General features: G+C 47.9%; 14 protein-coding genes. 8 read left to right on the top strand and 6 right to left on the bottom strand.

Annotated features, from left to right (window positions below; translation table 11 throughout):
• Positions 1-172: 172 nt before the first annotated feature.
• From H8S65_RS09315 to H8S65_RS09300, 4 genes are all read left to right on the top strand, one after another.
• The gene (locus tag H8S65_RS09315) at positions 173-3,397 is read left to right on the top strand and encodes a SusC/RagA family TonB-linked outer membrane protein (protein ID WP_186929717.1); all 3,225 of its coding nucleotides are present in this window, start codon (positions 173-175) and stop codon (positions 3,395-3,397) included.
• 12 nt (positions 3,398-3,409) lie between these two features.
• Positions 3,410-5,431 carry a RagB/SusD family nutrient uptake outer membrane protein gene (locus H8S65_RS09310; protein ID WP_186929716.1) on the top strand — a complete coding sequence of 674 codons (2,022 nt, stop codon included), beginning with the start codon at positions 3,410-3,412 and terminating at the stop codon, positions 5,429-5,431.
• A 213-nt stretch (positions 5,432-5,644) separates the two neighbouring features.
• A complete protein-coding gene (locus tag H8S65_RS09305; RefSeq protein ID WP_186929715.1) occupies positions 5,645-9,289 on the top strand; it encodes a SusC/RagA family TonB-linked outer membrane protein in 3,645 nt (1,214 codons plus the stop codon).
• A gap of 33 nt (positions 9,290-9,322) precedes the next feature.
• Entirely contained in the window at positions 9,323-11,242 is a 1,920-nt protein-coding gene (locus H8S65_RS09300; protein ID WP_186929714.1) for a SusD/RagB family nutrient-binding outer membrane lipoprotein, read from the top strand.
• A gap of 91 nt (positions 11,243-11,333) precedes the next feature.
• On the opposite strand, the gene fabD is transcribed toward H8S65_RS09300, so the two are convergent.
• Complete coding sequence (gene fabD / locus H8S65_RS09295) at positions 11,334-12,215, bottom strand: ACP S-malonyltransferase (protein ID WP_005643807.1); 882 nt, start codon at positions 12,213-12,215, stop codon at positions 11,334-11,336.
• Between the two features lie 141 nt (positions 12,216-12,356).
• On the opposite strand from fabD, the gene H8S65_RS09290 reads away from it, so the two are divergent.
• The 4 genes from H8S65_RS09290 (at position 12,357) to H8S65_RS09275 (ending at position 16,759) form a co-directional block, all read left to right on the top strand.
• Complete coding sequence (locus tag H8S65_RS09290) at positions 12,357-12,551, top strand: Sec-independent protein translocase subunit TatA/TatB (protein ID WP_005639296.1); 195 nt, start codon at positions 12,357-12,359, stop codon at positions 12,549-12,551.
• 3 nt (positions 12,552-12,554) lie between these two features.
• Entirely contained in the window at positions 12,555-13,430 is an 876-nt protein-coding gene (gene tatC, locus H8S65_RS09285) for a twin-arginine translocase subunit TatC (protein WP_186929713.1), read from the top strand.
• 97 nt (positions 13,431-13,527) lie between these two features.
• Entirely contained in the window at positions 13,528-15,744 is a 2,217-nt protein-coding gene (locus tag H8S65_RS09280) for a GH92 family glycosyl hydrolase (RefSeq protein WP_186929712.1), read from the top strand.
• 13 nt (positions 15,745-15,757) lie between these two features.
• Positions 15,758-16,759, top strand: coding sequence for an isoaspartyl peptidase/L-asparaginase family protein (locus tag H8S65_RS09275; protein ID WP_186929711.1), 1,002 nt, complete (start codon positions 15,758-15,760; stop codon positions 16,757-16,759).
• Between the two features lie 13 nt (positions 16,760-16,772).
• Here H8S65_RS09275 and H8S65_RS09270 read toward each other — a convergent pair whose 3' ends face one another.
• The 5 genes from H8S65_RS09270 to H8S65_RS09250 are packed head-to-tail and all read right to left on the bottom strand — an operon-like array spanning position 16,773 to position 21,340.
• Positions 16,773-17,702, bottom strand: coding sequence for an EamA family transporter (locus tag H8S65_RS09270; protein ID WP_186929710.1), 930 nt, complete (start codon positions 17,700-17,702; stop codon positions 16,773-16,775).
• An 11-nt stretch (positions 17,703-17,713) separates the two neighbouring features.
• Positions 17,714-18,877, bottom strand: a complete 1,164-nt coding sequence (locus H8S65_RS09265) for a MalY/PatB family protein (protein WP_186929709.1) — start codon at positions 18,875-18,877, stop codon at positions 17,714-17,716.
• 3 nt (positions 18,878-18,880) lie between these two features.
• Entirely contained in the window at positions 18,881-19,747 is an 867-nt protein-coding gene (locus tag H8S65_RS09260; RefSeq protein WP_186929708.1) for a DUF3737 family protein, read from the bottom strand.
• An 11-nt stretch (positions 19,748-19,758) separates the two neighbouring features.
• Positions 19,759-20,280 (bottom strand): cyclophilin-like fold protein, encoded by a 522-nt coding sequence (locus tag H8S65_RS09255; RefSeq protein ID WP_255489130.1) that lies wholly within the window; start codon positions 20,278-20,280, stop codon positions 19,759-19,761.
• Positions 20,273-21,340, bottom strand: a complete 1,068-nt coding sequence (locus H8S65_RS09250; protein ID WP_186929707.1) for an alpha/beta hydrolase — start codon at positions 21,338-21,340, stop codon at positions 20,273-20,275. Before H8S65_RS09250 ends, H8S65_RS09255 begins: the two co-directional genes overlap by 8 nt.
• Between the last annotated feature and the right edge of the window lie 318 nt (positions 21,341-21,658).

Genomic DNA, 21,658 nt, shown 5'->3' with positions numbered 1-21,658 from the left:
CTTTATAAGAGTGGGTAAAAACCGTGTCAAGGTAAAAAACACCTGAGTTCTTTTAGAACTAATGTCATTTTAAACACTAAAACGCAAAGACGTGTAGAACCTGCTTATTTCATTAAATAAGAAGTTATTATGAAAATCAGAGTAATTCTTTCAATTTAATAAAACACAAATTATGTTCAAAAGAATCAGACCTATCAGCTTAATCTTGTTGGCTGGAGCGTTTTCTTTCCCTAAAAGCGCTTGGGCCGAACCGACTATAGTCGGAGAAAGCACGAACATTTCCCAGCAGAGTGGAAAATGTTCAGGTATTGTAGAAGATGATTTCGGACCTGTTGCCGGAGCGTCTGTGATTGTAAAAGGAACCACCAACGGCATTATGACGGATATGGATGGTAATTTTACTTTGGAAGGTGTAAAGAAAGGGGATATCATCGTGATTTCTTTCATCGGTTACACGACTCAGGAAATCCCATATACCGGACAGGCAACCCTTCACGTCAAATTAGTAGAAGACACCCAGAAACTGGACGAAGTTGTTGTTGTTGGTTTCGGTACTCAGAAAAAGGTGAATTTGACCGGTTCTGTCGGAACAGTCAATTCGGAAGCATTAGAATCCCGCCCTGTTATGAGTGCTACACAGGCTTTGCAAGGTATGGTTCCGGGTTTGCAGATTTCTTCATCCAGCGGAAGCTTGGAGAAAACGGCAGATATCCAAGTACGTGGTACGGCTACTATCGGTGAAGGTTCCAAAGGTAGTCCGCTGGTTTTGATAGACGGTATGGAAGGTGATATCAACTCTATCAACCCACAGGATATTGAGAATATATCTGTTTTGAAAGATGCAGCCGCTTCTTCTATTTATGGTTCCCGTGCTCCTTTCGGTGTAATTCTTATTACTACGAAAAGCGGTAGAACAGGGAAACCGGTTGTAAACTACAACAACAGTTTCCGTTGGAATGATCCGGTAAAGACTCCTAATCAGATGGATTCATATACGTTCGCTACTTTCTATAACGATGCAGCGGTCAATGCCGGCCAGACTCCACACTTTACTACCGAGCATTTGGAGCGCATTAAAGCTTACCAGAACGGAACATTGAAAGATCCGATTATTGCAAACGGTCAATATTGGGCGGATGGTTATGCTGCCGGTAATGCGAATACGGATTGGTATGGCGCTTTGTACCGGGATTGGGCTTTCTCTCAGGAACACAACTTGAGTGTCAACGGCGGAACGGAAAAGATCAGTTATTATCTGTCTATGAACTATCTGGATCAGAATGGTTTGATGGAGTTCAACCAAGATCAGTACAACCGTTATACTACGACGGCTAAAATTAATGTGACTTTGACGGATTGGGCTAAGTTCAATTACAGTAACCGTTTCACCCGCGAAGATTACGGACGTCCTGCCGATTTGACAGACGATCTGTACTACAACCTGGCTCGTCAGGGATGGCCGACCTTGCCTCTGTATGACAACAATGGCTATCTGTATTCTTCTCCTTCTCCCGCATTGGGTCTGCGCGATGGCGGTCGTGATAAAACACAGACGGACAATTTGTATCAGCAGGCTTCGTTAATCCTCGAACCGATTAAGAATTGGGTTACACATGTGGATTTTAACTACCGTATCAAATCGGCCAACCGTCATTGGGACAAGCAGCTGACTTATAACCATGACGTAGATGGCAACCCGTATGTTTACAATCAGAGCTCAAATGTACATGAAGATTATCTGAAAGAAAATTATATGAATATCAATGCTTATACAGAGTATTCACATAGTTTGGAATCAGGTCATAACTTTAAGGCGATGGTCGGTTTTCAGGCAGAGCGCTTGAGCCAGACTAAGTTCGGTTTGCAGCGGAATGGCATTATCGTGCCGGGATTGCCGGAAGTCGATATTACAACCGGGCTGGACTATCAGGGCAATCCGGTGACTCCTTCTACAAACGGTTCGCGTGCACGTTGGAGCACAGCCGGTTTCTTCGGTCGTTTGAACTATGACTATGAGGGCAAATATCTGGCAGAAGTAAACTTGCGATATGACGGAACTTCCCGTTTCCGTGAAGATCAGCGTTGGAACTGGTTCCCTTCTTTCTCTGTAGGTTGGAATGTGGCTCGCGAAGAATTCTGGGGCGATTTGGCAGAATATGTGGGAACATTTAAATTCCGTGGATCGTATGGTGAACTGGGTAACCAGAATACAACAGAATGGTATCCGACTTACCAGTCTTTGTCAGTAAAGGCGAGTGACGGTAAATGGTTGCAGGGTGGCATACGTCCGAATGCAGCTTATGTGCCGGCCTTAATCAGTTCAACCTTAGGCTGGGAACGCGTTCGCAACTGGAATATCGGTTTGGACTTCGGTGCTTTGAACAATCGTCTGACCGGATCGTTCGATTACTATCAACGTAAGACATTGGATATGATCGGCCCGGCTCCTGAACTGCCTGCTATTCTGGGTCTGGATGTTCCGAAGACGAACAATACCGACTTGAAAACCTATGGTTTCGATTTGAACATCAGTTGGCAAGACCGCCTGAAAAACGGATTGGGTTATGGCGTGACATTTATCCTTTCCGATGCACAGACCGAAATTACCCGTTATCCGAATCCGACCGGAACATTGGATAAGTATAATGCCGGACGTAAGATGGGTGAAATTTGGGGATATGAAACAATCGGTATTGCTAAATCGCAGGGCGAAATGGACGAGCATCTGGCTTCGTTGCCTAACGGCGGACAGAATGCATTGGGTACGAACTGGGCAGCCGGTGATATCATGTATGCCGATCTGAATGGCGACGGTAAAATCGATAACGGTGGTAACAAATTGGATGATCATGGCGACTTGAAAGTGATCGGTAACGATACTCCTCGTTTCCAGTTTGGCCTGGATCTGAACGCCGACTGGAAAGGCTTTGATTTCCGTGCTTTCTTCCAAGGGGTGATGAAACGTGATTACTGGCAGGGCAGTTCTTATTTCTGGGGTATCGGTAACAGTGGTATCTGGCACTCTACGGGTTTTGTAGAACATGCGGACTATTTCCGTGCTGAAGCTTCCAATGATCTGTCTGCCAACCTGAATGCTTATTATCCGCGTCCTATCTTTGATGAAGACAAGAACAACCAAAAGCAGACTCGTTATTTGCAGAGTGCGGCCTATATTCGTCTGAAAAATGTTCAGTTAGGATATACATTGCCTTCTACATTGACTAATAAGATCTATGTAAACAAGTTGCGTGTATTTGTCTCAGGTGAAAACTTGTGGACAGGCACTTCTCTGGCCAATATGTTTGACCCTGAAACCGTTAGCGGTGGTAAGGATAACAATGGTAATGCTTATCCGTTGTCAAAGACGATATCATTCGGTATTAGTGTAACTTTATAATAACAGGAAACAATGAAACAAATCAATATATTTAAACATGTTGCAGGAGTGGCCCTGCTGGGACTGTTGTGTTCCTGCAACGACTTTTTGGATGAAACTCCCAAGTCGACTATTTCTCCGGAAAACTATTTGACTGAAGAATCGCAGTTGGCTGCTTATGCCAACGGTTTGTATGCCGACATTTTGCCTTCGCACGGTAACTGGAGCTACGGAACGTTCGGAACCGACCAGCATACCGATAACCAGGCTTATATGAATTATGACAATAAGTATATTCCGGGACAGTGGAAGACGATCCAGTCGCAGAAGGCTGACGACGATCCATATCGTTTCAAATTCATCTATAGCTGTAACTATTTCCTCGAAAATGTGATGCCGCGTTATACAGCCAAGCAGATCAGCGGTTCGGATGCGAATATCCGCCATTATATAGGGGAAATGTATTTCCTGCGTGCTTACGAGTATTTCAAACGCTATCAGATGTTCGGCGACTTCCCTATTGTGCGGAATACATTACCCGACCAGATGGACCCGCTGGTAGAAGCCAGCAAACGTTCGCCGCGTAACGAAGTGGCCCGTTTCATCATTTCCGACCTGGATTCGGCTATCGTGTTGATGGAGTCTAATCCTGATAAGGCGAAGACACGTATTAATAAAGAATCGGCTTTGCTGTTGAAGTCTCGTGTTGCCCTGTTTGAGGGAACTTGGTTGAAGTATTTCAAAAATACAGCCTTCGTGCCGAATGGTCCAGGGTGGCCGGGAAAAGAAAAAGATTACAATGCCAATTACCAGTACCCGACTGGCGATATCGACAGCGAAATCAATTATTTCCTTACACTGGCAATGGAGGCTTCTCAAGAAGTAGCCGATGCTACTGTCTTGGTTGAAAATACGGGATTGGTACAACAGGCTGCCACGGAACCCGCTAACCCGTATATGGATATGTTCTCGGCTGTGGATATGTCGTCCTATAGCGAAGTGCTCTTGTGGCGTCCGTATAGTAAAGGTCTCGGCCAGGTACATTGTGTCGTTGTTGGAGCGCAGTTTGGTGATTACGGTGTCGGTGTGACTCGCGGTATGGTTGACGGTTTCTTGATGGCAAACGGTCTGCCGATCTATGCAGCCGGAAGCGGTTATAAGGGTGACGAAACGATTACGGATGTTCGCAAGGAACGCGACTCCCGTCTGACGATCTTCCTGAAAGAACCGGGACAGAAAAATATCCTGATCGAGGCTGTCGAAGGTGACCATGCCGTTCCGGTGGAACCTGTTCCTAATATCCTGACGGGTGATGCTGCTAAAGGTTATGCGACCGGTTATGCTTTGCGTAAGGGCGGCAGTTTCGACCAAGCACAGTGCGTGAACGGTGAAAACTATACCGGTTCCATCACTTTCCGTGCATCGGAAGCTCTATTGAATTATATGGAAGCATGCTATGAAAAGAATGGAAACCTGGATGCCAAAGCACAAAGCTATTGGAGAGCCTTGCGCGAACGTGCCCATGTCGATCCGGATTACAACAAGACAATTGCCGCCACCGTCATGAGCGAAGAAGCTAAGAACGACTGGGGGGCTTATTCTGCCGGACAGTTGATCGATCCGACCTTGTATAACATTCGTCGTGAACGTCGTTGCGAATTAATGGCCGAAGCACTGCGTTATATGGATTTGTGCCGTTGGAGATCAATGGACCAGATGATCGCAACCCCGTACCATATCGAAGGTATCAAGATCTGGGGTGAAATGCAGAACTGGTATAAGGATGAGACAACCGGTGAAAGCCTTTTGGTTTACGGTATGGATAATCCGAAAGCGAATGTTTCGGCTCCGAGCCTCAGCAAATACTATCGTCCGTATGAAAAGTTGTCCAACTCGATTGCAAAAGATGGTTACAGATGGGCTATGGCTCATTATCTGAAGCCGATCAACATCCAGCATCTGGATATTACTACCGGTAGCGGAGATGTTTCATCTTCCCCGATTTATCAGAATCCGTATTGGCCGACTGCTGCCAATCAGGGTGCTCTGCAATAAGTATTTGTTAATAGTTATAAGTCTTTAAGGGTCGCCGACTGTCTTCGTAGGGGAGATGGTTGGCGGCTTTTTTATTTTTTGTACCCAAATCGAAAAAAAGCGTCCCGAAGAGTTAAATACAAAACAACTTCTCTTTTTTTGTGTTACATATATCAAAAAAGATGTTGGTCTCAGCCAAGACATGTATCATAAATTAAACAAAAAACATTAGTTATGTTGAAAAGAATTAAGCCTGTCAGCATGGTTTTGCTTGCGAGCACGTTATGTTTCTCCGGAAATATATATGCAGCTTCAAGTGCAGGTAATCCGAACACTGACATTTCCCAACAAAATGCAAAAGTCACGGGAGTCGTCGAAGATGCTTTAGGACCGGTTGCCGGCGCGTCTGTTGTTATAAAAGGAACCACCAACGGGACAATGACCGATATGGATGGCAACTTCACGCTGGATGGGGTAAAAAAGGGAGATATTATCCAAATATCCTTTATCGGGTACGCCACACAGGAAATCCCTTATACAGGACAAGCCTCATTGTCCGTACATCTTGAAGAAGACACGCAGAAATTGGATGAAGTAGTCGTGACTGCATTGGGCATGAAGCGTGATAAAAAAGCGTTAGGCTATGCCATGCAGGAATTGAAGGGAGACGAGCTGTTGTCTTCCCGCGAACCGAATCTTGCCAATTCGTTGTCCGGTAAAGTCTCCGGTTTGCAGATCGTCCGCTCCAGTAACGGGGTGGGAGGTTCTTCGAAGATCGTGCTTCGCGGTAACAGTTCGCTGACCGGCAGTAACCAGCCGCTGATCGTGGTGGACGGTACGCCGATGGATAACTTTACCGGCGGTGTGGATGATGTCTGGGGTAACTCCGGAACCGATATGGGTAACGGCCTCTCCGATATCAATCCCGAAGACATCGAGTCGATGACGGTCCTGAAAGGTGCATCGGCAGCCGCCCTTTACGGTTCGCGGGCAGGTAACGGCGTGATCCTGATCACGACCAAATCTGGACGGAAAAACGAAGGTCTGGGGATTACGGTGAATGCCGGTATCACGACCGAATCTATCTTCCTGAAACCGGATATGCAAAACAGCTTCGGACAAGGATCGGTCGGCGTTTACGACAATCAGTCCCGCTTGAGTTGGGGGCCGAAAGTGGAAGGGCAGATGGTGACGGACTGGCTTGGACACCAAGTTCCTCTCCGGACATATGACAATATCGATGCCTTCTTCCGTACCGGAACCTCTTTTAACGAAGGTGTCAGTTTCCAGCAGAATATCAACGGGACTTCCGTCTTTACCTCTATCAACCGTTCGGATGATGCCGGCATCACACCGGAATCGAAGCTGAATAAGACGAACATCACGTTGCGTGCCACCACATTCCTCGATAAGGCGGAGAAATGGAAGGTTGATGCCAAAGTGAACTATATCAATATGAATGCCCATAACCGCCCGATCCAGGGGGTGAACCCGTCGAATGCGTTCAACACGATATACGGCCTGCCCCGTTCCCTGAATGTCAAGGAATTTAAAAACAGTGTGGACGAAGAAGGCAATATGATCTGGTGGGACGCGTCCAAGAACCCGCAGGAAAACCCGTACTGGGTGACCAAATATCGCCAGAACAACGATACCCGTAACCGCCTTTTGGGAAATGTATCGTTGAAGTATGCACCGACCAATTGGTTCGATATCGAGCTGCGCGGCGGTACCGACTATTATACGACAACCAAGAACGAGAAAGTATATGCCGGTGGTAACACCTCTCCGCGCGGCCTGTATAACGAAGGTTCCGAAACATTCTACGAAAACAACTACAGCTTCCTGGCTACCGCGCGCAAAGACAATTTGCTGGATCGCCTGGGCGGTTTCGTGACGTTCGGCGGCAACCTGATGATGCAACAAAGAACCAAGATGTACGCTTCGGCCGGCGAATTGCTGGTCCCGAACCTTTTCAACACGATATACGGCCTGCCCCGTTCCCTGAATGTCAAGGAATTTAAAAACAGTGTGGACGAAGAAGGCAATATGATCTGGTGGGACGCGTCCAAGAACCCGCAGGAAAACCCGTACTGGGTGACCAAATATCGCCAGAACAACGATACCCGTAACCGCCTTTTGGGAAATGTATCGTTGAAGTATGCACCGACCAATTGGTTCGATATCGAGCTGCGCGGCGGTACCGACTATTATACGACAACCAAGAACGAGAAAGTATATGCCGGTGGTAACACCTCTCCGCGCGGCCTGTATAACGAAGGTTCCGAAACATTCTACGAAAACAACTACAGCTTCCTGGCTACCGCGCGCAAAGACAATTTGCTGGATCGCCTGGGCGGTTTCGTGACGTTCGGCGGCAACCTGATGATGCAACAAAGAACCAAGATGTACGCTTCGGCCGGCGAATTGCTGGTCCCGAACCTTTTCTCCCTGAACAACGGCATTAATAAACCGACCGTTACCTCCGAGCTGATCCGCCGGAAGATGAACTCCCTTTACGGATCGTTGCAGCTGAACTGGGACGGTTATCTGTTTCTGGACGTGACGGCACGTAACGACTGGTCGTCCACGATGTCCAAAGCCAACCGTTCTTATTTCTATCCTTCGGTCAGCCTCTCCGGGGTGATCTCGGATATGTTGCCCAAGATCGGCGGAAGCATGCCGGAATGGTTCACCTTTGCAAAGGTGAGGGCTTCTTATGCGGAAGTCGGTAATGACCTCGATCCCTATCAGCTGTACAATAATTACACGGTGGGAAAAGACGAAAACGGGAATACGACGGCCGCTCCCGGCCAAATCTTGTTTGATTCGAGCGTACGAAGCGAGTTGATCAAATCATGGGAAGCCGGTTTCGACGTGCGTTTCATCCAGAACCGCTTAGGTTTGGATTTCGCCTGGTATAAGACGAATGCTACCCGCCAGTTGCTGAACTTGCCGCTTGACCCGTTTGCCGGGTATAGTTCCCGTAAGGTGAACGCCGGTAATATCCAGAACGAAGGTTTGGAAATCTCGCTGAACGGCGCTATCTTCCAGAGCCATGATCCGCAGGGATTCAACTGGAATGCGACGGCTCAGTTTTCCCTGAACCGCAATAAGATCATCGACCTTTATCCGGGGGTGACGCTTTATGACATCAAGACATTGGATGCGATCCAGATCGTGGCGGCACAAGGCAGTTATTATGGCGATATTTACGGACAGACTTTCCTGCGCGTGACGGACAAGGACAGTCCGCATTACGGAAAAGTGATCGTCGGCGACGACGGCCTGCCGCTGATCTCGACCGAAAAGAGCAAGGTGGGTAACCAAAGTCCGGACTGGATGCTCGGCTTGACGAACAGTTTCTCTTATAAAGGGTTTAACCTGAGTTTCCTGGTCGACTTCCGTATCGGCGGCGATATCTATTCGGCAACAGCTTCCAACCTGTTTTTACGTGGTAACGCAGCCGGAACGGTGGTGAACGGCGAACGTCAGGATTTCGTCGTGCCCAACACGGTTGTCCGGAAAGACGGGGGATATGTGGAAAACAATGTTCCGGTTACTCACCAGAACTATTGGGAACGGATCGGATCGACCGGCAATTACGGTTTGCCGGAAGTCTTCACGTATGACGCGACCAATATTCGTCTGCGTAACATCACCTTAGGATATACGTTCAACAGAGCGATGCTGAAAAAGACGCCGTTCCAGCGTCTGAACCTGTCTGCTACCTGCAACAATGTATGGATGATCCATTACAACCTGCCGGGTATCGACCCCGAATCCGTTTCGGCAACCAACACGAATGCGACCGGTTTTGAAAACGGGGCCGCTCCGACGAGCCGTTCGTTCACGTTTAATGTGACAGTAGGGTTCTGAAAAATTGAAAATTAAAAATAGAGAATTAAAGATATGAATACGAAGAATAAAATATTGACAGGGCTGTTCTCCATGGTGGCATTGTTTTCATCTTGTAGCGATTTTCAGGAGATAAATGAAGATCCTAACCAGGTGGACGAAAGCAAGGTGAAGCCTGAATGGTTCCTGAACGCCTCGATCATCGGCGACCAGATGAATCCGGAGATCGCCGAACGTATGTTTATCCTGACCTGGAACCGGGCGTCCCGTTTCAACCGGGGAAGCGGTTTCACGATCGGTACGGATAATAATGACTATATTACGCGCTACCTGAGTAACGACTACGCCGTGAAATGGTTGAACCAGGCGACTAAAGCCATCCAGTTGGGCGAGAAGAAAGTGGCCGATGGCGAAGCCGAGCTCTATCCGTATTATAAGAATGTGATCCAGATGGCACGCATCTGGCGGGCTTACCTGAACTCGGAAGTGTCGGACGGCTTCGGGCCGATCCCGGCGTTGGATGCTTTTTCCGGCGTTCCGGGCGAGTATGACAGCGTGGAGGCGATTTATACTTTTATCCTGGAGGAACTGAAAGAGGCGGAGGCCGCGCTCGATCCGTCGATCGATATGTCTCCTATGTCGGCGGAAGACGCTTTCTATGCGGGAGATGTGAATATGTGGAAGAAATATGCCAATTCCCTGCGTATGCGCCTGGCGATGCGTATCGTGAATGCCAACCCGCAGTTAGCCGAGAGCGAGTTTGAAGATGCCGCCTCCAAAGGATATATTTCTTCACTCTCCGAACTTGCCGGCGTACAGGAAAAGGACGGATGGAGCGATTTGACCAGCGTCATGTCCCGTACCTGGAACGCGCAGGCGATGTCTGTCACATTCAAGAATCTGGTGGTCGGTTTGGGAAACAACGAATTTCCGCTGCCTGATTCATTGAAGATGCATCTGAAGGACCCGCATACTTACATGGGCTTGTACCTGGATAAGCATTTCCCGTTGACGACGAACGATCCGTGTGCCGGATTCTATTTCGACGGCATTCCGCAATATGTCGATCCGCGTGCACCGAAACTGTTCAGCGTGGTCGGATGGAACGACGGAGTGGTCTATTCCGATTATATCGGAGCCGCCAGCGAGGTGAAACCGGTCTCCCTGTTCGATCCGGCCGATAACACGAAGCCGATGCTGACAATCGACCCTAAATATACCTGGGGTACATGGGTAGCCGGCGAATGGGATGTAAAAGGCGGTTTGGTTACCGAATTGACCGGAAAGAACTATAACTATCCGTCCATGTCCAAGCAATATCGTATGAGCACTCAGAAACGTGTCTATTTCGGCCCCTGGGAAAGCTATTTCCTGTTGGCTGAAGCTGGCGTGCGTGGTTGGAATGTTCCGGGTTCTCCCAAATCGAACTACGAGAACGGAGTGACCGCCAGCTTCGAATATCATGGCTTGTTGAGTGAAGTAGGGGCTTATCTGTCTTCTACCGAATATAACCGGATCGGGACATCTGTCAATTTCGACCATACGACGGAGGCAAAGCCCTATACCGTAAACTATGTCGATCCGTACACGAAGGAGGACAAGACGATGACTTATACCTATCCGAAGAACTCCATCTATCGTGGCGGGGCATACAATAACGATGCGATGACGAAGATATTCACGCAGAAATATATTGCCCAAGTACCCTGGCTACCGGAAGAGGTCTGGAGCGATCATCGCCGTATCGGATTACCTTTTTTCGAGAACCAGGCTGTCGAAAAAGACTACAACCCGTTGAACCAGGTCCCTTTGACGGTTGCCACTTCAAAAGAATGCCGTCTGGAATTTTATCCGAAGCGTTACCGCTACCCGGCCAATATCCAGACGAACAACCTCGAAGGCTATAACAAAGCTCTCGAACTGCTGGGCGGCCCGGATGTGGTAGGAACTGCCTTGTGGTGGAATCTGAAGTGAAAGCACATGCACTCCTTTATTAATAGAAAAACAGCGTCGTACATTCGAAAACGTACGACGCTGTTTTTTTATATTAAAAGCTGACAGTTGCTTATTGCATACCTTCTGTCGTCACTTCCTTGTTGATCTTCTTCACCAATCCCTGAAGTACGGCGCCCGGACCCAGTTCGATGAAATGATCGGCTCCGTCGGCAATCATGTTCTGCACGCTCTGTGTCCAACGAACCGGGGCAGTCAGTTGGGCGATGAGGTTAGCCTTGATTGTTTCAGGACAGGTTTCGCCTTTTGTGCTTACGTTCTGGTAAACAGGGCAAGACGGTTTATGGATCGGGGTCGCTTCGATAGCGGCGGCCAGTTCTGCACGGGCCGGTTCCATCAGAGGAGAGTGGAAAGCACCGCCCACTTTCAGCTTCAGTGCACGTTTGGCACCGGCAGCCAGCATCTTTTCACATGCGGCATCGATACCTGGTACGGAACCGGAGATGACAAGCTGTCCCGGACAATTGTAGTTTGCACATACGACAACTTCGCCTTCGATGCTTGCGCAGATCTCTTCTACTTTTTCGTCAGGCAATGCTAAAACGGCAGCCATAGTCGAGGGAGTGGCTTCACAGGCTTTCTGCATCGCCATGGCACGTTTGGATACCAGGACAAGTCCGTCTTCGAAAGACAATGCTCCGGCTGCAACAAGCGCGGAGAATTCTCCTAAAGAGTGTCCGGCTGTCATATCCGGTTTGAACTGGTCACCTAATGTTTTTGCAAGAATGACTGAGTGTAAGAAAATGGCAGGCTGTGTTACTTTTGTCTGACGCAGATCTTCGTCTGTTCCGGCGAACATTAGATCCGTGATGCGGAAACCGAGGATTTCGTTAGCCTTTTCGAACATCTCTTTTGCAAGGGGATTGTTTTCGTAAAGGTCTTTTCCCATTCCGACAAACTGTGCACCCTGACCGGGAAATACATACGCTTTCATTTTTTCTAATCTTTTTCTAATTTCAGTTTTTTAAGATGGCACAAAGGTAATAAATTTAGAATAATTGGGGTACTATTCATTACAAATTGTATCTTTGCCCCATCGATAACAGGTATATTAACGACTAATTTATACAATATCATGGATCAATTATTATTTCTTGGAAATTTAGGAACTGGCGAGATTATCATCATTGCCATTATTGTTTTGTTACTTTTCGGTGGTAAAAAAATACCTGAACTGATGAAAGGTATCGGTAAAGGTGTGAAGAACTTCAAGGACGGTGTAAAAGGGTTGGAAGACGACATTAAGATAGACGATACCGATAAAAAGTAAAAGATGGCAGAATTAGAACAAGAAGAAATGTCCTTTTGGGATCACCTGGAGGCACTTCGTTGGACTTTGTTCCGTTCTTTTTTAGCGCTCTTTATCTTTGCGATAGGCAGTTTTGCCTTTATGCGTGGTAGCGATGGCATATTTGACCGCGTAGTATTGGCTCCCTGTTATTCTGATTTTATCTTTTACAGATGGTTGTGCGATTTGAACCTGTGGCTGGTCAATGTTAGTCCGTGGTTTGATGTCCTGCCTGATTTCTGTAATGATAATTTTCACGTGGATGTGTTTAATATCAGATTAGCATCTCAGTTCTTTACTCACATGACCACCTCGTTCTGGTTGGCGCTTGTGCTTACTTTCCCTTATCTGATGTGGGAAATCTGGAAGTTCATCAGCCCGGCTTTGTATGAGAACGAGAAGAAAAATGTCAAATGGGTATTTCTTTTGGGAACGATCATGTTCTTTATTGGATGTGCTGTCGGATATTTTATGGTATTCCCGATGACGCTGCGCTTTTTGGCAACCTATCAATTGAGTGCCAATATAACGGAACAGGTCTCTTTGGATTCGTATATGGATAATTTCCTGATGCTGATCTTTGTGATGGGAATCGTTTTTGAAATGCCGCTGGTTTCGTGGCTGTTGTCGAAGATCGGTTTGTTGAAACGTTCGTTCTTCCACAAATACAGACGGCATGCTATCGTGGGGCTGTTGGTTGCAGCAGCGTTTATCACCCCGAGTAGCGACCCGTTCACATTGGGTATCGTATTCTTCCCGTTGTATGGATTGTTTGAATTGAGTGCGTTCTTTGTGAAGAATGATACGAATGAAGATGCAGATGATGAGGATGAAGATAGTACGGAAATTGCACCGGCCTAAAACTACGGACATCGTAAAATAGTTATAGAAGAGACGTACAGTTTTTATTGTGCGTCTCTTTTTTGTATATTTGTCAAGACTAAAACATTATGTAAACATGAGGCACATATCCTTATTGGCGGTCTCCTTGCTGGCTTTGGTAGCCTGCACGCCAGAAAAACAACAGGAGGCGGATGATTATACACAATATGTAAATCCTTTTATCGGGACGGACTTTACCGGTAATACCTATCCGGGAGCGCAAGTCCCTTTCGGAATGGTTCAGTTGAGCCCAGACAACGGGCTTCCCGGTTGGGATCGTATTTCCGGTTATTTTTATCCTGACACGACTATCGCCGGTTTCAGCCATACTCATTTGTCCGGAACGGGTGCGGGCGATTTGTACGATATCTCTTTCATGCCGGTGACACGTCCGTATAAGGAAGCACCTGCTCCCTTAGGCATCTATTCGACTTTCTCGCATAACGACGAGGCGGCTTCGGCTGGCTATTACCGCGTATTGTTGAAAGATTACAATATTAATGTCGAGTTGACTGCGACCGAACGTTGCGGTATTCAGCGTTATACGTTCCCCAAAGCGGAGGCTTCCGTATTTCTGAACCTCAAAAAAGCGATGAACTGGGATTTTACGTTGGATTCGCGTATAGAGGTGGTCGATTCAATGACGATCCGGGGATATCGCTTCTCGCAGGGCTGGTCTCCCTTGCAGCATGTTTATTTTGAGACTCGTTTCTCGAAACCCTTCGCGGCTTATCATCTGGATACGACTTCCATCTCGACGAAGGATCGCGGCTGGATCGGCACTGCCTATATCGCCCGTTTCGATTTCAATACGGAGAAAGATGAAGAAATCTTAGTCACGACAGGAATATCCGGTGTCAGTATGGAAGGGGCAGGCAAGAACCTGCGTGCAGAGGTTCCGAAAGACGATTTCGATTATTATCAGGCGCAGGCTGCCAAGACATGGAACAAGCAGCTTTCTAAAATAGAGGTGAAGAGTTCGGATACCGATGATCTGGTGAAGTTCTATACTGCACTGTATCACTCCATGATCGCTCCGACTATCTACAGTGATGTGGATGGTTCCTATTACGGCCCGGATCAGCAGATCCATAAAGCGGACGGATGGACGAACTATTCTACTTTTTCGTTGTGGGACACCTATCGCGCTTCCCATCCGCTATTTACCTATACCGAACCGGAACGTGCAAACGATATGATCAAAGGGTTCTTGAAATTCTATGAACAGAATGGTGCTTTGCCATTATGGAATTTGTATGGCTGGGAGACCAATATGATGATCGGCTACCATGCCGTCCCCGTAATAGTGGATGCTTATCTGAAAGGTATCGGCAATTTCGATCCGGAAAAAGCGCTTGAGGCTTGCATTGCCACAGCCAACCGTGATGATTACCGGGGAATCGGCGATTACAAGAAGTTAGGATATGTCCCGGCCTACAGCGATCCGAAGAAATGGGAGAACTGGTCGCTATCCAAGACATTGGAATATGCCTATGATGATTATTGCATTGCAACAATGGCAGAGAAGATGGGCAAGAAAGAGATTGCCGACGAATTCTATAAACGTGCTCAGAACTACCGGAATGTTTACAATCCGGCCACTTCTTTTATGCAGCCGCGTGACGAGAAAGGAAATTTCGCCGCAAACTTCAGCCCCGACGATTATACCGAAGATATCTGTGAAAGCAATGGCTGGCAATATTTCTGGTCTGTACCCCAGGATCTGGACGGTTTGATCGGCCTGGTCGGAAGCAAAGAACGCTTCGCGGAGAAGCTGGACAGTATGTTCACATATGTTCCGAAATCGGATGAAGACCTGCCGATTTTCAGCACCGGCATGATCGGGCAGTATGCTCATGGCAACGAACCGAGTCATCATGTGATTTATTTATATAATAAGGTAGGACAGCCCTGGAAGACGCAGAAATATGTGGCCGAGGTCCTGCATAACCTGTATTTGAATACTCCGGACGGAATCTGCGGTAATGAAGATTGCGGACAGATGTCGGCCTGGTTCGTATTTAGTTCGATGGGCTTCTACCCGGTCGATCCGATCAGCGGTAAGTATGAGATCGGAACTCCTATATTCCCGGAAGTAAAGATGCATCTGGCAAATGGCAAGACCTTCACGGTTCTGGCTCCGGCTGTAAGCCGGGAGAATATTTATATCCAGTCAGTGAAGCTGAACGGTCGACCGTATGACAAGAGCTATATTACCCATGAACAGATTATGAATGGCGACACATTGGAATTTGAGATGGGAAATCAGCCGGGTCCGGTCTGGTATAAATAAATATGTAATTACCATGAAAAAGAAACTGTTTTTATTAAGTCTCGTATGCTCCTGTGCGCTCTTCTCTGCTTTTGCGCAGGAGCGTGAGTATGTGATTGTCGTACATGGAGGTGCCGGGAATATGGGCGGCCTCCAGGACGATCCGGAAAAATCCGTTCAGTATTATGCCGCTTTGGACTCGGCTTTGATGATTGGCGACCGTATTTTGTCTGCCGGTGGCGAAGGTCCGCAGGCTGTCATGGCTGTGATTAATTATTTTGAAAGCAATCCCTTGTTTAATGCAGGAAAAGGAGCAACCTGTACGGCTGACGGGACCTTCGAACTGGACGCTTCCATAATGGAAGGTAAAGACTTGTCTGCCGGTGCGGTAACCGGTGTGAAAACTGTTAAACATCCGATTAATGCAGCTTATGCCGTCAAGACAAAGACGGATCATGTAATGTTGAGCGGTGCGGGTGCTGACGCTTTCGCCAAAGAGCAAGGTCTGGAACAGGTCGATAATATGTATTTTGCGACTCCGAAGACTTTAAGTTGGATTGAAAAACTAAAGCAGGAAAGCAAGAAGAACGGGACGGTCGGCTGTGTGGTTCTGGATAAGGATGGCAATCTGACGGCTGGGACCAGTACAGGCGGTATGTTTAAAAAGAAATGGGGGCGCATCGGCGATTCTCCGGTGATTGGCGCCGGAACGTATGCAGACAATAACAGTTGCGCTGTTTCTTGTACCGGACATGGGGAATATTTTATCCGTCATGCGGTAGCTTTTAATGTTTGCGCCCGCTATAAATACCTGAAAGAGCCGGTCGGGAAAGCCGCCGATTACATTATCAATACCGAACTGAATATAAATGAAGGCAATGGCGGCCTGGTCGCTGTCGATAAGGATGGAAATATCGCTATGCCTTTCAACAGTACCGGCATGTTCCGAGGCTATCTTTATAAGGAAAAAGGTTCGGGCCGGACGGAGAAGCAAGTCGGGATAGGGGATCGGATGGTCTCTTTTACCGGTAAATGAAGAGTTTTCAAGTTTAAGTCCTCTTTTTGAATCGGAAACAAATATTCCTGTTTACCAGCATGACACTTGCCAGAATCACGATCAGACCGGCCAATTGTACCGTTGTCACCTGTTCATTGCCCAACTCCGTTCCGATAGCTACCGCTACGACCGGATTGACATAAGCATGGGTGGCGACTTCGGTTGCCGGACGTACTTTCAGTAGCCAGACGTATGCGGAATAGGCCAGTATGGAGCCGAAAGTAATCAGGTAGGCCAGGGCAAGCCATGCTTTGCGCGGGACTTCTCCGAAATCGGTTTCCTGTATTTCGCCTGTAGTCACGGCGCATATCCAGAACATGACGCTCGCCGAGAACATCTGCCATGCAGAACCTGCGAAACCGTTGGCGCTTTCGCTTCCGCAAGAGCGGTATTTCGTGTAAAGCGTGCCGAGCGCCCACGACAGGCAACCGCCTATCAGCAGTAGAATACCATATTCGCTATGCGGCATATCCGTTTTCATATCCAGTTGTTCGAAGTATAAAAGTCCGACTCCGATGAAACCTAAGACGATGCCTCCTGCCGCCGCCACATTCCGGAAGTTCTGTTTCCACATCGGCACGTCGAGCAGCATGATCCAGACAGCCGTTGAAGAAGCCACGATTGCAACCAGGCTGCTGCTCACATAACGCTGTGCCAGCATGATAACCGCCATGTCGATAAAGAGCAGGACGATCCCGCTCACTGCGGAGCGCCGGATAAGTTCTTTCCTGAATATGCGTTCCCTATGGAAGCGGCATAAAACAAGCAATAACAGTCCGGCGGCTGTAAAACGCAAAGCACCGAGCAGGAATGGCGGAAATCCTTCCAATGCAACTCCGATGAAATAATATGTCGATCCCCATACTACATAAATGAGGAAGTATGCGACGATGACAGCAAGTTGTTTCCGGGCTGTTTCCATTGCAATCTCTATTATCGGTTATATACGAAATTCCTGAACCGTTTTAATCCTTTTATCAGTAACGGGCGTGGGCAGGCGATGTTCCAGCGCATGAAACCTTCTCCTTCCGCTCCGTACATGGTTCCGGCATTCAGCCACAACTTGGCGTCTTTAACCAGCAAGCGTTCCAGTTCTTCCGAAGACTTGTGCAAGGCACGGCAGTCCATCCATACCAGATAGGTTCCTTCTAACACGGTTACCGGGAAATCCGGCAGATATTCCTGACAGAATTCTTTCATGCAGAGGTAATTCTGTTCCAGGTAATCCAGCAGTTGAGCCAACCACTCCTCACATTCGTTATAGGCGGTGATGGTCGCGATTACCCCGAAAGGATTTACGTCGCACACTTCGTTTATATTGATTGCTTTGTCTATCTTCCTCCGCATATTCTCGTCTGCCGCCACGATGTTCGCTATTTGCAGTCCTGCCATATTGAAAGATTTGCTGGGCGAAATGCAGGTAATCGAGTGTTGCAGGAACTCTTCCGAAAGAGAAGCGAAAGGGATATAGGTATGTCCGGGATAAACCAGTTCGCAATGTATCTCGTCCGATACGACCGTTACGCCGTTGCGGATGCAGATTTCGCCGATTCTCAGGAGTTCCTCTTTCGTCCAGACACGTCCGGCAGGATTATGCGGATTGCAAAGCAACATCACCTTCACTTTCGGGTCGGCGGCTTTCCGTTCCAGGTCTTCATAGTCTGTGACAAACGTCCCGTTTCCATAGACCAACGGATTGCCGGCCACTTCGCACCCGTTATTGCGGATGGAAGAGAAAAAGCAGTTGTAGACCGGTGTCTGTACCAAAACCTTGTCGCCCGGTACGGTCAATGCCTTGATTATGGCTGAAACGGCAGGAACTACGCCGGATGTATAGATGATCCATTCTCTCCGTATCTCCCAGCCGTGCCGGCGTCCGAACCAGCCGGTTACGGCTTCGTAATAAGCATCCGGTACGCGGGTATAGCCGAAAATACCCTGTTCCACACGCTGTTGCAGGGCGTGGACGATGGCGGGAGCCGTACGGAAATCCATATCGGCTACCCACATCGGCAATACATCCCTGTCGGGGGCGCTGTCCCATTTATAGGAGTTCGTGCCGTGGCGAGAGATGATTTCGTCGAAGTTATATTTCATGACTCAGGCGGAAAAACAAGTACGCTCGTCCAATAATCTTAATTCGCAATCTGCCGGCGCTTTAACATGCTCGTCGAGGATGATTTCTCCATAACTTTCGGCCTTGATGCTTCCTGTACGCGGGTTTTTCACGCTGTGAACAGGACTCTCGATGGTGGCGTGTACGCTGCTGTATTCGAAAGCCAGGTCGCAATCGTCTGCCATCGTGCAGTTTTCCATCACGAGGTTATGGGCATAGCAAAGCGGTTGCGTCCCTGAAATCTTGCAGTTCACCAGGCGCAGGTTCTTCGAGTGCCAGCCCAGGTATTCGCCGCTGATTTCGGAGTCATAGACGGTTACATTCTCCGTGTTCCAGAATGCGTCTTTCGAATGGATGATCGCATTGCGGATTTCCACGTTTTTGCAGTACTGGAAGGAGTAATTGCCATTCTGCGCATAATTCTCGATCCTGATGTTTTCGCTATGCATGAAAAGATAATCCGCATGGTCGACCTGTACGTTTTTCAGTTCCACATTGCGACAATGCCAAAGCGTTTCCTGTGCATCGGGGATCTGTACGTTTTCTAATCTGATGCCGTCCATTTCACGGAACATCTTGGGAGCTTCCACCCGTGTGTCGGTCATTACGAGGTTCTGCGAATACCAGAGTGCGGCCCGGCTGCCTTCGGTGAACAGGCAGTTTTTGATGACGAAGCCGTCTACGTGCCAGAAGGGATATTTTCCCTCGAAGCGGCATTCTACCGCGATGATATTGCTGCATTCTTTCAGTGCCGATTCTCCGGTATGAATGGTTACATTGTTCAATTGAAGGTCGTGTGAAGCGAATAGGGGACGTTCGCCGCCAAATTCTTTGTTCTTAATCTGTTGCATGTTTTATATTGTTAGTTGTTTATATCGAAAGTTACTGTCACATTGCCGTTTCCGAGAGCCGTAGCCAATCCGTCAGGATTATTCACACGGCCCAAACGGGTATAACTGTAGGAAGAGGAAAAAGTAGCGTAGAAGAGTACGAGGCAGTTCGAACCGTACAGCATCAGGTCTCCTGTGCGGATAGTACCCGGGCGGGAACTGTTTGTCGGAAGATTGCCGGAAAGGTTGTGATACTTCTCGTTCCCGTTCATCTCGTTCATGTTGACAGTCATAGGCAGTAGGGCGGCAAAGGCCTTTCCGGCTTCGTTGTCTTCGAGCGTGGCAGTGAAACTGTTGCTGCCTGCGCGGATCGTGATGTTTCTGTTCATGGTGCTGTTATCAGGGATTTCGTCCGGTTCGCCGGGATCAGGTGCAGGAATTACCGTTCCGTCTGTCAAAGGATCGTTGTCCGGGCTGCAAGCAACCGTTACCAGAGACATCCCGGACAACAATATAAAAGATAATAACCGCATTTTCATAGATGTATCATTCATTCAGATAGCGATTGAAGAAAGCCTCCAATTTGTCGAAAGGTATGACATCCATGCGGTCATATAAATCCACATGGCTTGCACCGGGGATAATCATCAGTTCCTTGTTCTCGCCTTTCAGCTTCTTGAATGCGTCTTCGCTGAAATAGCGGGAGTGGGCTTTTTCCCCGTGGATGAGGAGCACGGCGTTGCGTATCTCGTCGCTATAAGAGAGAATAGGCATGTTGATGAACGAGAGCGCGGAGGTCTTGTTCCAACCGCTGTTGGAATTGAGCGAACGTTTGTGATAGCCGCGACCGGTCTTGTAATAGGCATAATAGTCTTTCACGAATTGCGGTGCATCGTCAGGTAGGGGGTCGACCACGCCGCCGGCAAGTTCATACGTCCCGTTCTTGTAGTCTTCCGTCCGCTGGGCGTTGAGTTGCTTGCGCAGTTCATAGCGGGTGTCGGCATCCATCGCGTCGAAATATCCGTTTGCCGTTACACGGCTCATGTCATACATCGTCGAAGCGACGGCCGCTTTGATGCGGGTGTCGATGGCTGCTGCATTTATTGCAAATCCTCCCCAGCCGCATATGCCGATGATGCCGATACGTTCGGGGTCTACGTCGTCGCGCGTAGAAAGGAAATCGACGGCAGCGCTGAAGTCTTCCGTATTAATGTCTGGTGAAGCCACGTAACGGGGTTGCCCTCCACTTTCGCCTGTATAAGAAGGATCGAAGGCGATAGTCAAAAATCCATGTTCGGCCATCGTCTGGGCGTAAAGGCCCGACGACTGTTCCTTGACGGCTCCGAAAGGTCCGCTGACAGCAATAGCCGGCAGTTTGCCTTCTGCATTTTTCGGTACGTACAGGTCGGCGGCAAGCGTGATGCCGTAGCGGTTGACGAAAGTCACTTTACTGTGATTCACTTTGTCGCTTTCAGGGAATGTCTTATCCCATACTTCTGTTAAATTCAAGTTTTCCATATTCATATCTTTCTTTTGATTCTGTTCAATGCTTGCACCGGCCCTTCCGGCAGTTGTCAGCCATATCAGGAGGATCGCGATAATTGTTTTATTCATATTCAATTACATTTGATGATTAATAATTTGTACAATGCAAAATTACGATGTGCGGACGGTTCCCTTTGTAGACGGATTACGGATGTTATTACCTCAATTACAGGTTTTGTATAAAAATCACAGGATGGTGCACTTATTGTGATTTCTTACTTATTGTACAGTTTCCCAAAATACCCGTTGGTCCAAATCGAAATAGTAGCGCATGAAATTTGATTTTATACCCCATATATTTCAAATTACCTGCAAGGTTAATATTTTTTAAGAAACAAGATGTTTGGCAATGGCCTGAATATTAGCAAACTATGGATATCTACCTTT

The sequence above is a fragment of the Parabacteroides hominis genome, from assembly GCF_014287585.1.
Classification (GTDB): domain Bacteria; phylum Bacteroidota; class Bacteroidia; order Bacteroidales; family Tannerellaceae; genus Parabacteroides; species Parabacteroides hominis.
The sequence above is the reverse complement of the archived record's forward strand: the minus strand, read 5'-3'. Positions and strand labels throughout refer to the sequence as shown.

Bases quoted from the DNA above. Each gene is read 5' to 3' on its own strand.
- H8S65_RS09315 (WP_186929717.1), top strand. From the start codon at position 173: ATGTTCAAAAGAATCAGACCTATCAGCTTAATCTTGTTGGCTGGAGCG.
- H8S65_RS09310 (WP_186929716.1), top strand. From the start codon at position 3,410: ATGAAACAAATCAATATATTTAAACATGTTGCAGGAGTGGCCCTGCTG.
- H8S65_RS09305 (WP_186929715.1), top strand. From the start codon at position 5,645: ATGTTGAAAAGAATTAAGCCTGTCAGCATGGTTTTGCTTGCGAGCACG.
- H8S65_RS09300 (WP_186929714.1), top strand. From the start codon at position 9,323: ATGAATACGAAGAATAAAATATTGACAGGGCTGTTCTCCATGGTGGCA.
- fabD (WP_005643807.1), bottom strand. From the start codon at position 12,215: ATGAAAGCGTATGTATTTCCCGGTCAGGGTGCACAGTTTGTCGGAATG.
- H8S65_RS09290 (WP_005639296.1), top strand. From the start codon at position 12,357: ATGGATCAATTATTATTTCTTGGAAATTTAGGAACTGGCGAGATTATC.
- tatC (WP_186929713.1), top strand. From the start codon at position 12,555: ATGGCAGAATTAGAACAAGAAGAAATGTCCTTTTGGGATCACCTGGAG.
- H8S65_RS09280 (WP_186929712.1), top strand. From the start codon at position 13,528: ATGAGGCACATATCCTTATTGGCGGTCTCCTTGCTGGCTTTGGTAGCC.
- H8S65_RS09275 (WP_186929711.1), top strand. From the start codon at position 15,758: ATGAAAAAGAAACTGTTTTTATTAAGTCTCGTATGCTCCTGTGCGCTC.
- H8S65_RS09270 (WP_186929710.1), bottom strand. From the start codon at position 17,702: ATGGAAACAGCCCGGAAACAACTTGCTGTCATCGTCGCATACTTCCTC.
- H8S65_RS09265 (WP_186929709.1), bottom strand. From the start codon at position 18,877: ATGAAATATAACTTCGACGAAATCATCTCTCGCCACGGCACGAACTCC.
- H8S65_RS09260 (WP_186929708.1), bottom strand. From the start codon at position 19,747: ATGCAACAGATTAAGAACAAAGAATTTGGCGGCGAACGTCCCCTATTC.
- H8S65_RS09255 (WP_255489130.1), bottom strand. From the start codon at position 20,280: ATGAATGATACATCTATGAAAATGCGGTTATTATCTTTTATATTGTTG.
- H8S65_RS09250 (WP_186929707.1), bottom strand. From the start codon at position 21,340: ATGAATAAAACAATTATCGCGATCCTCCTGATATGGCTGACAACTGCC.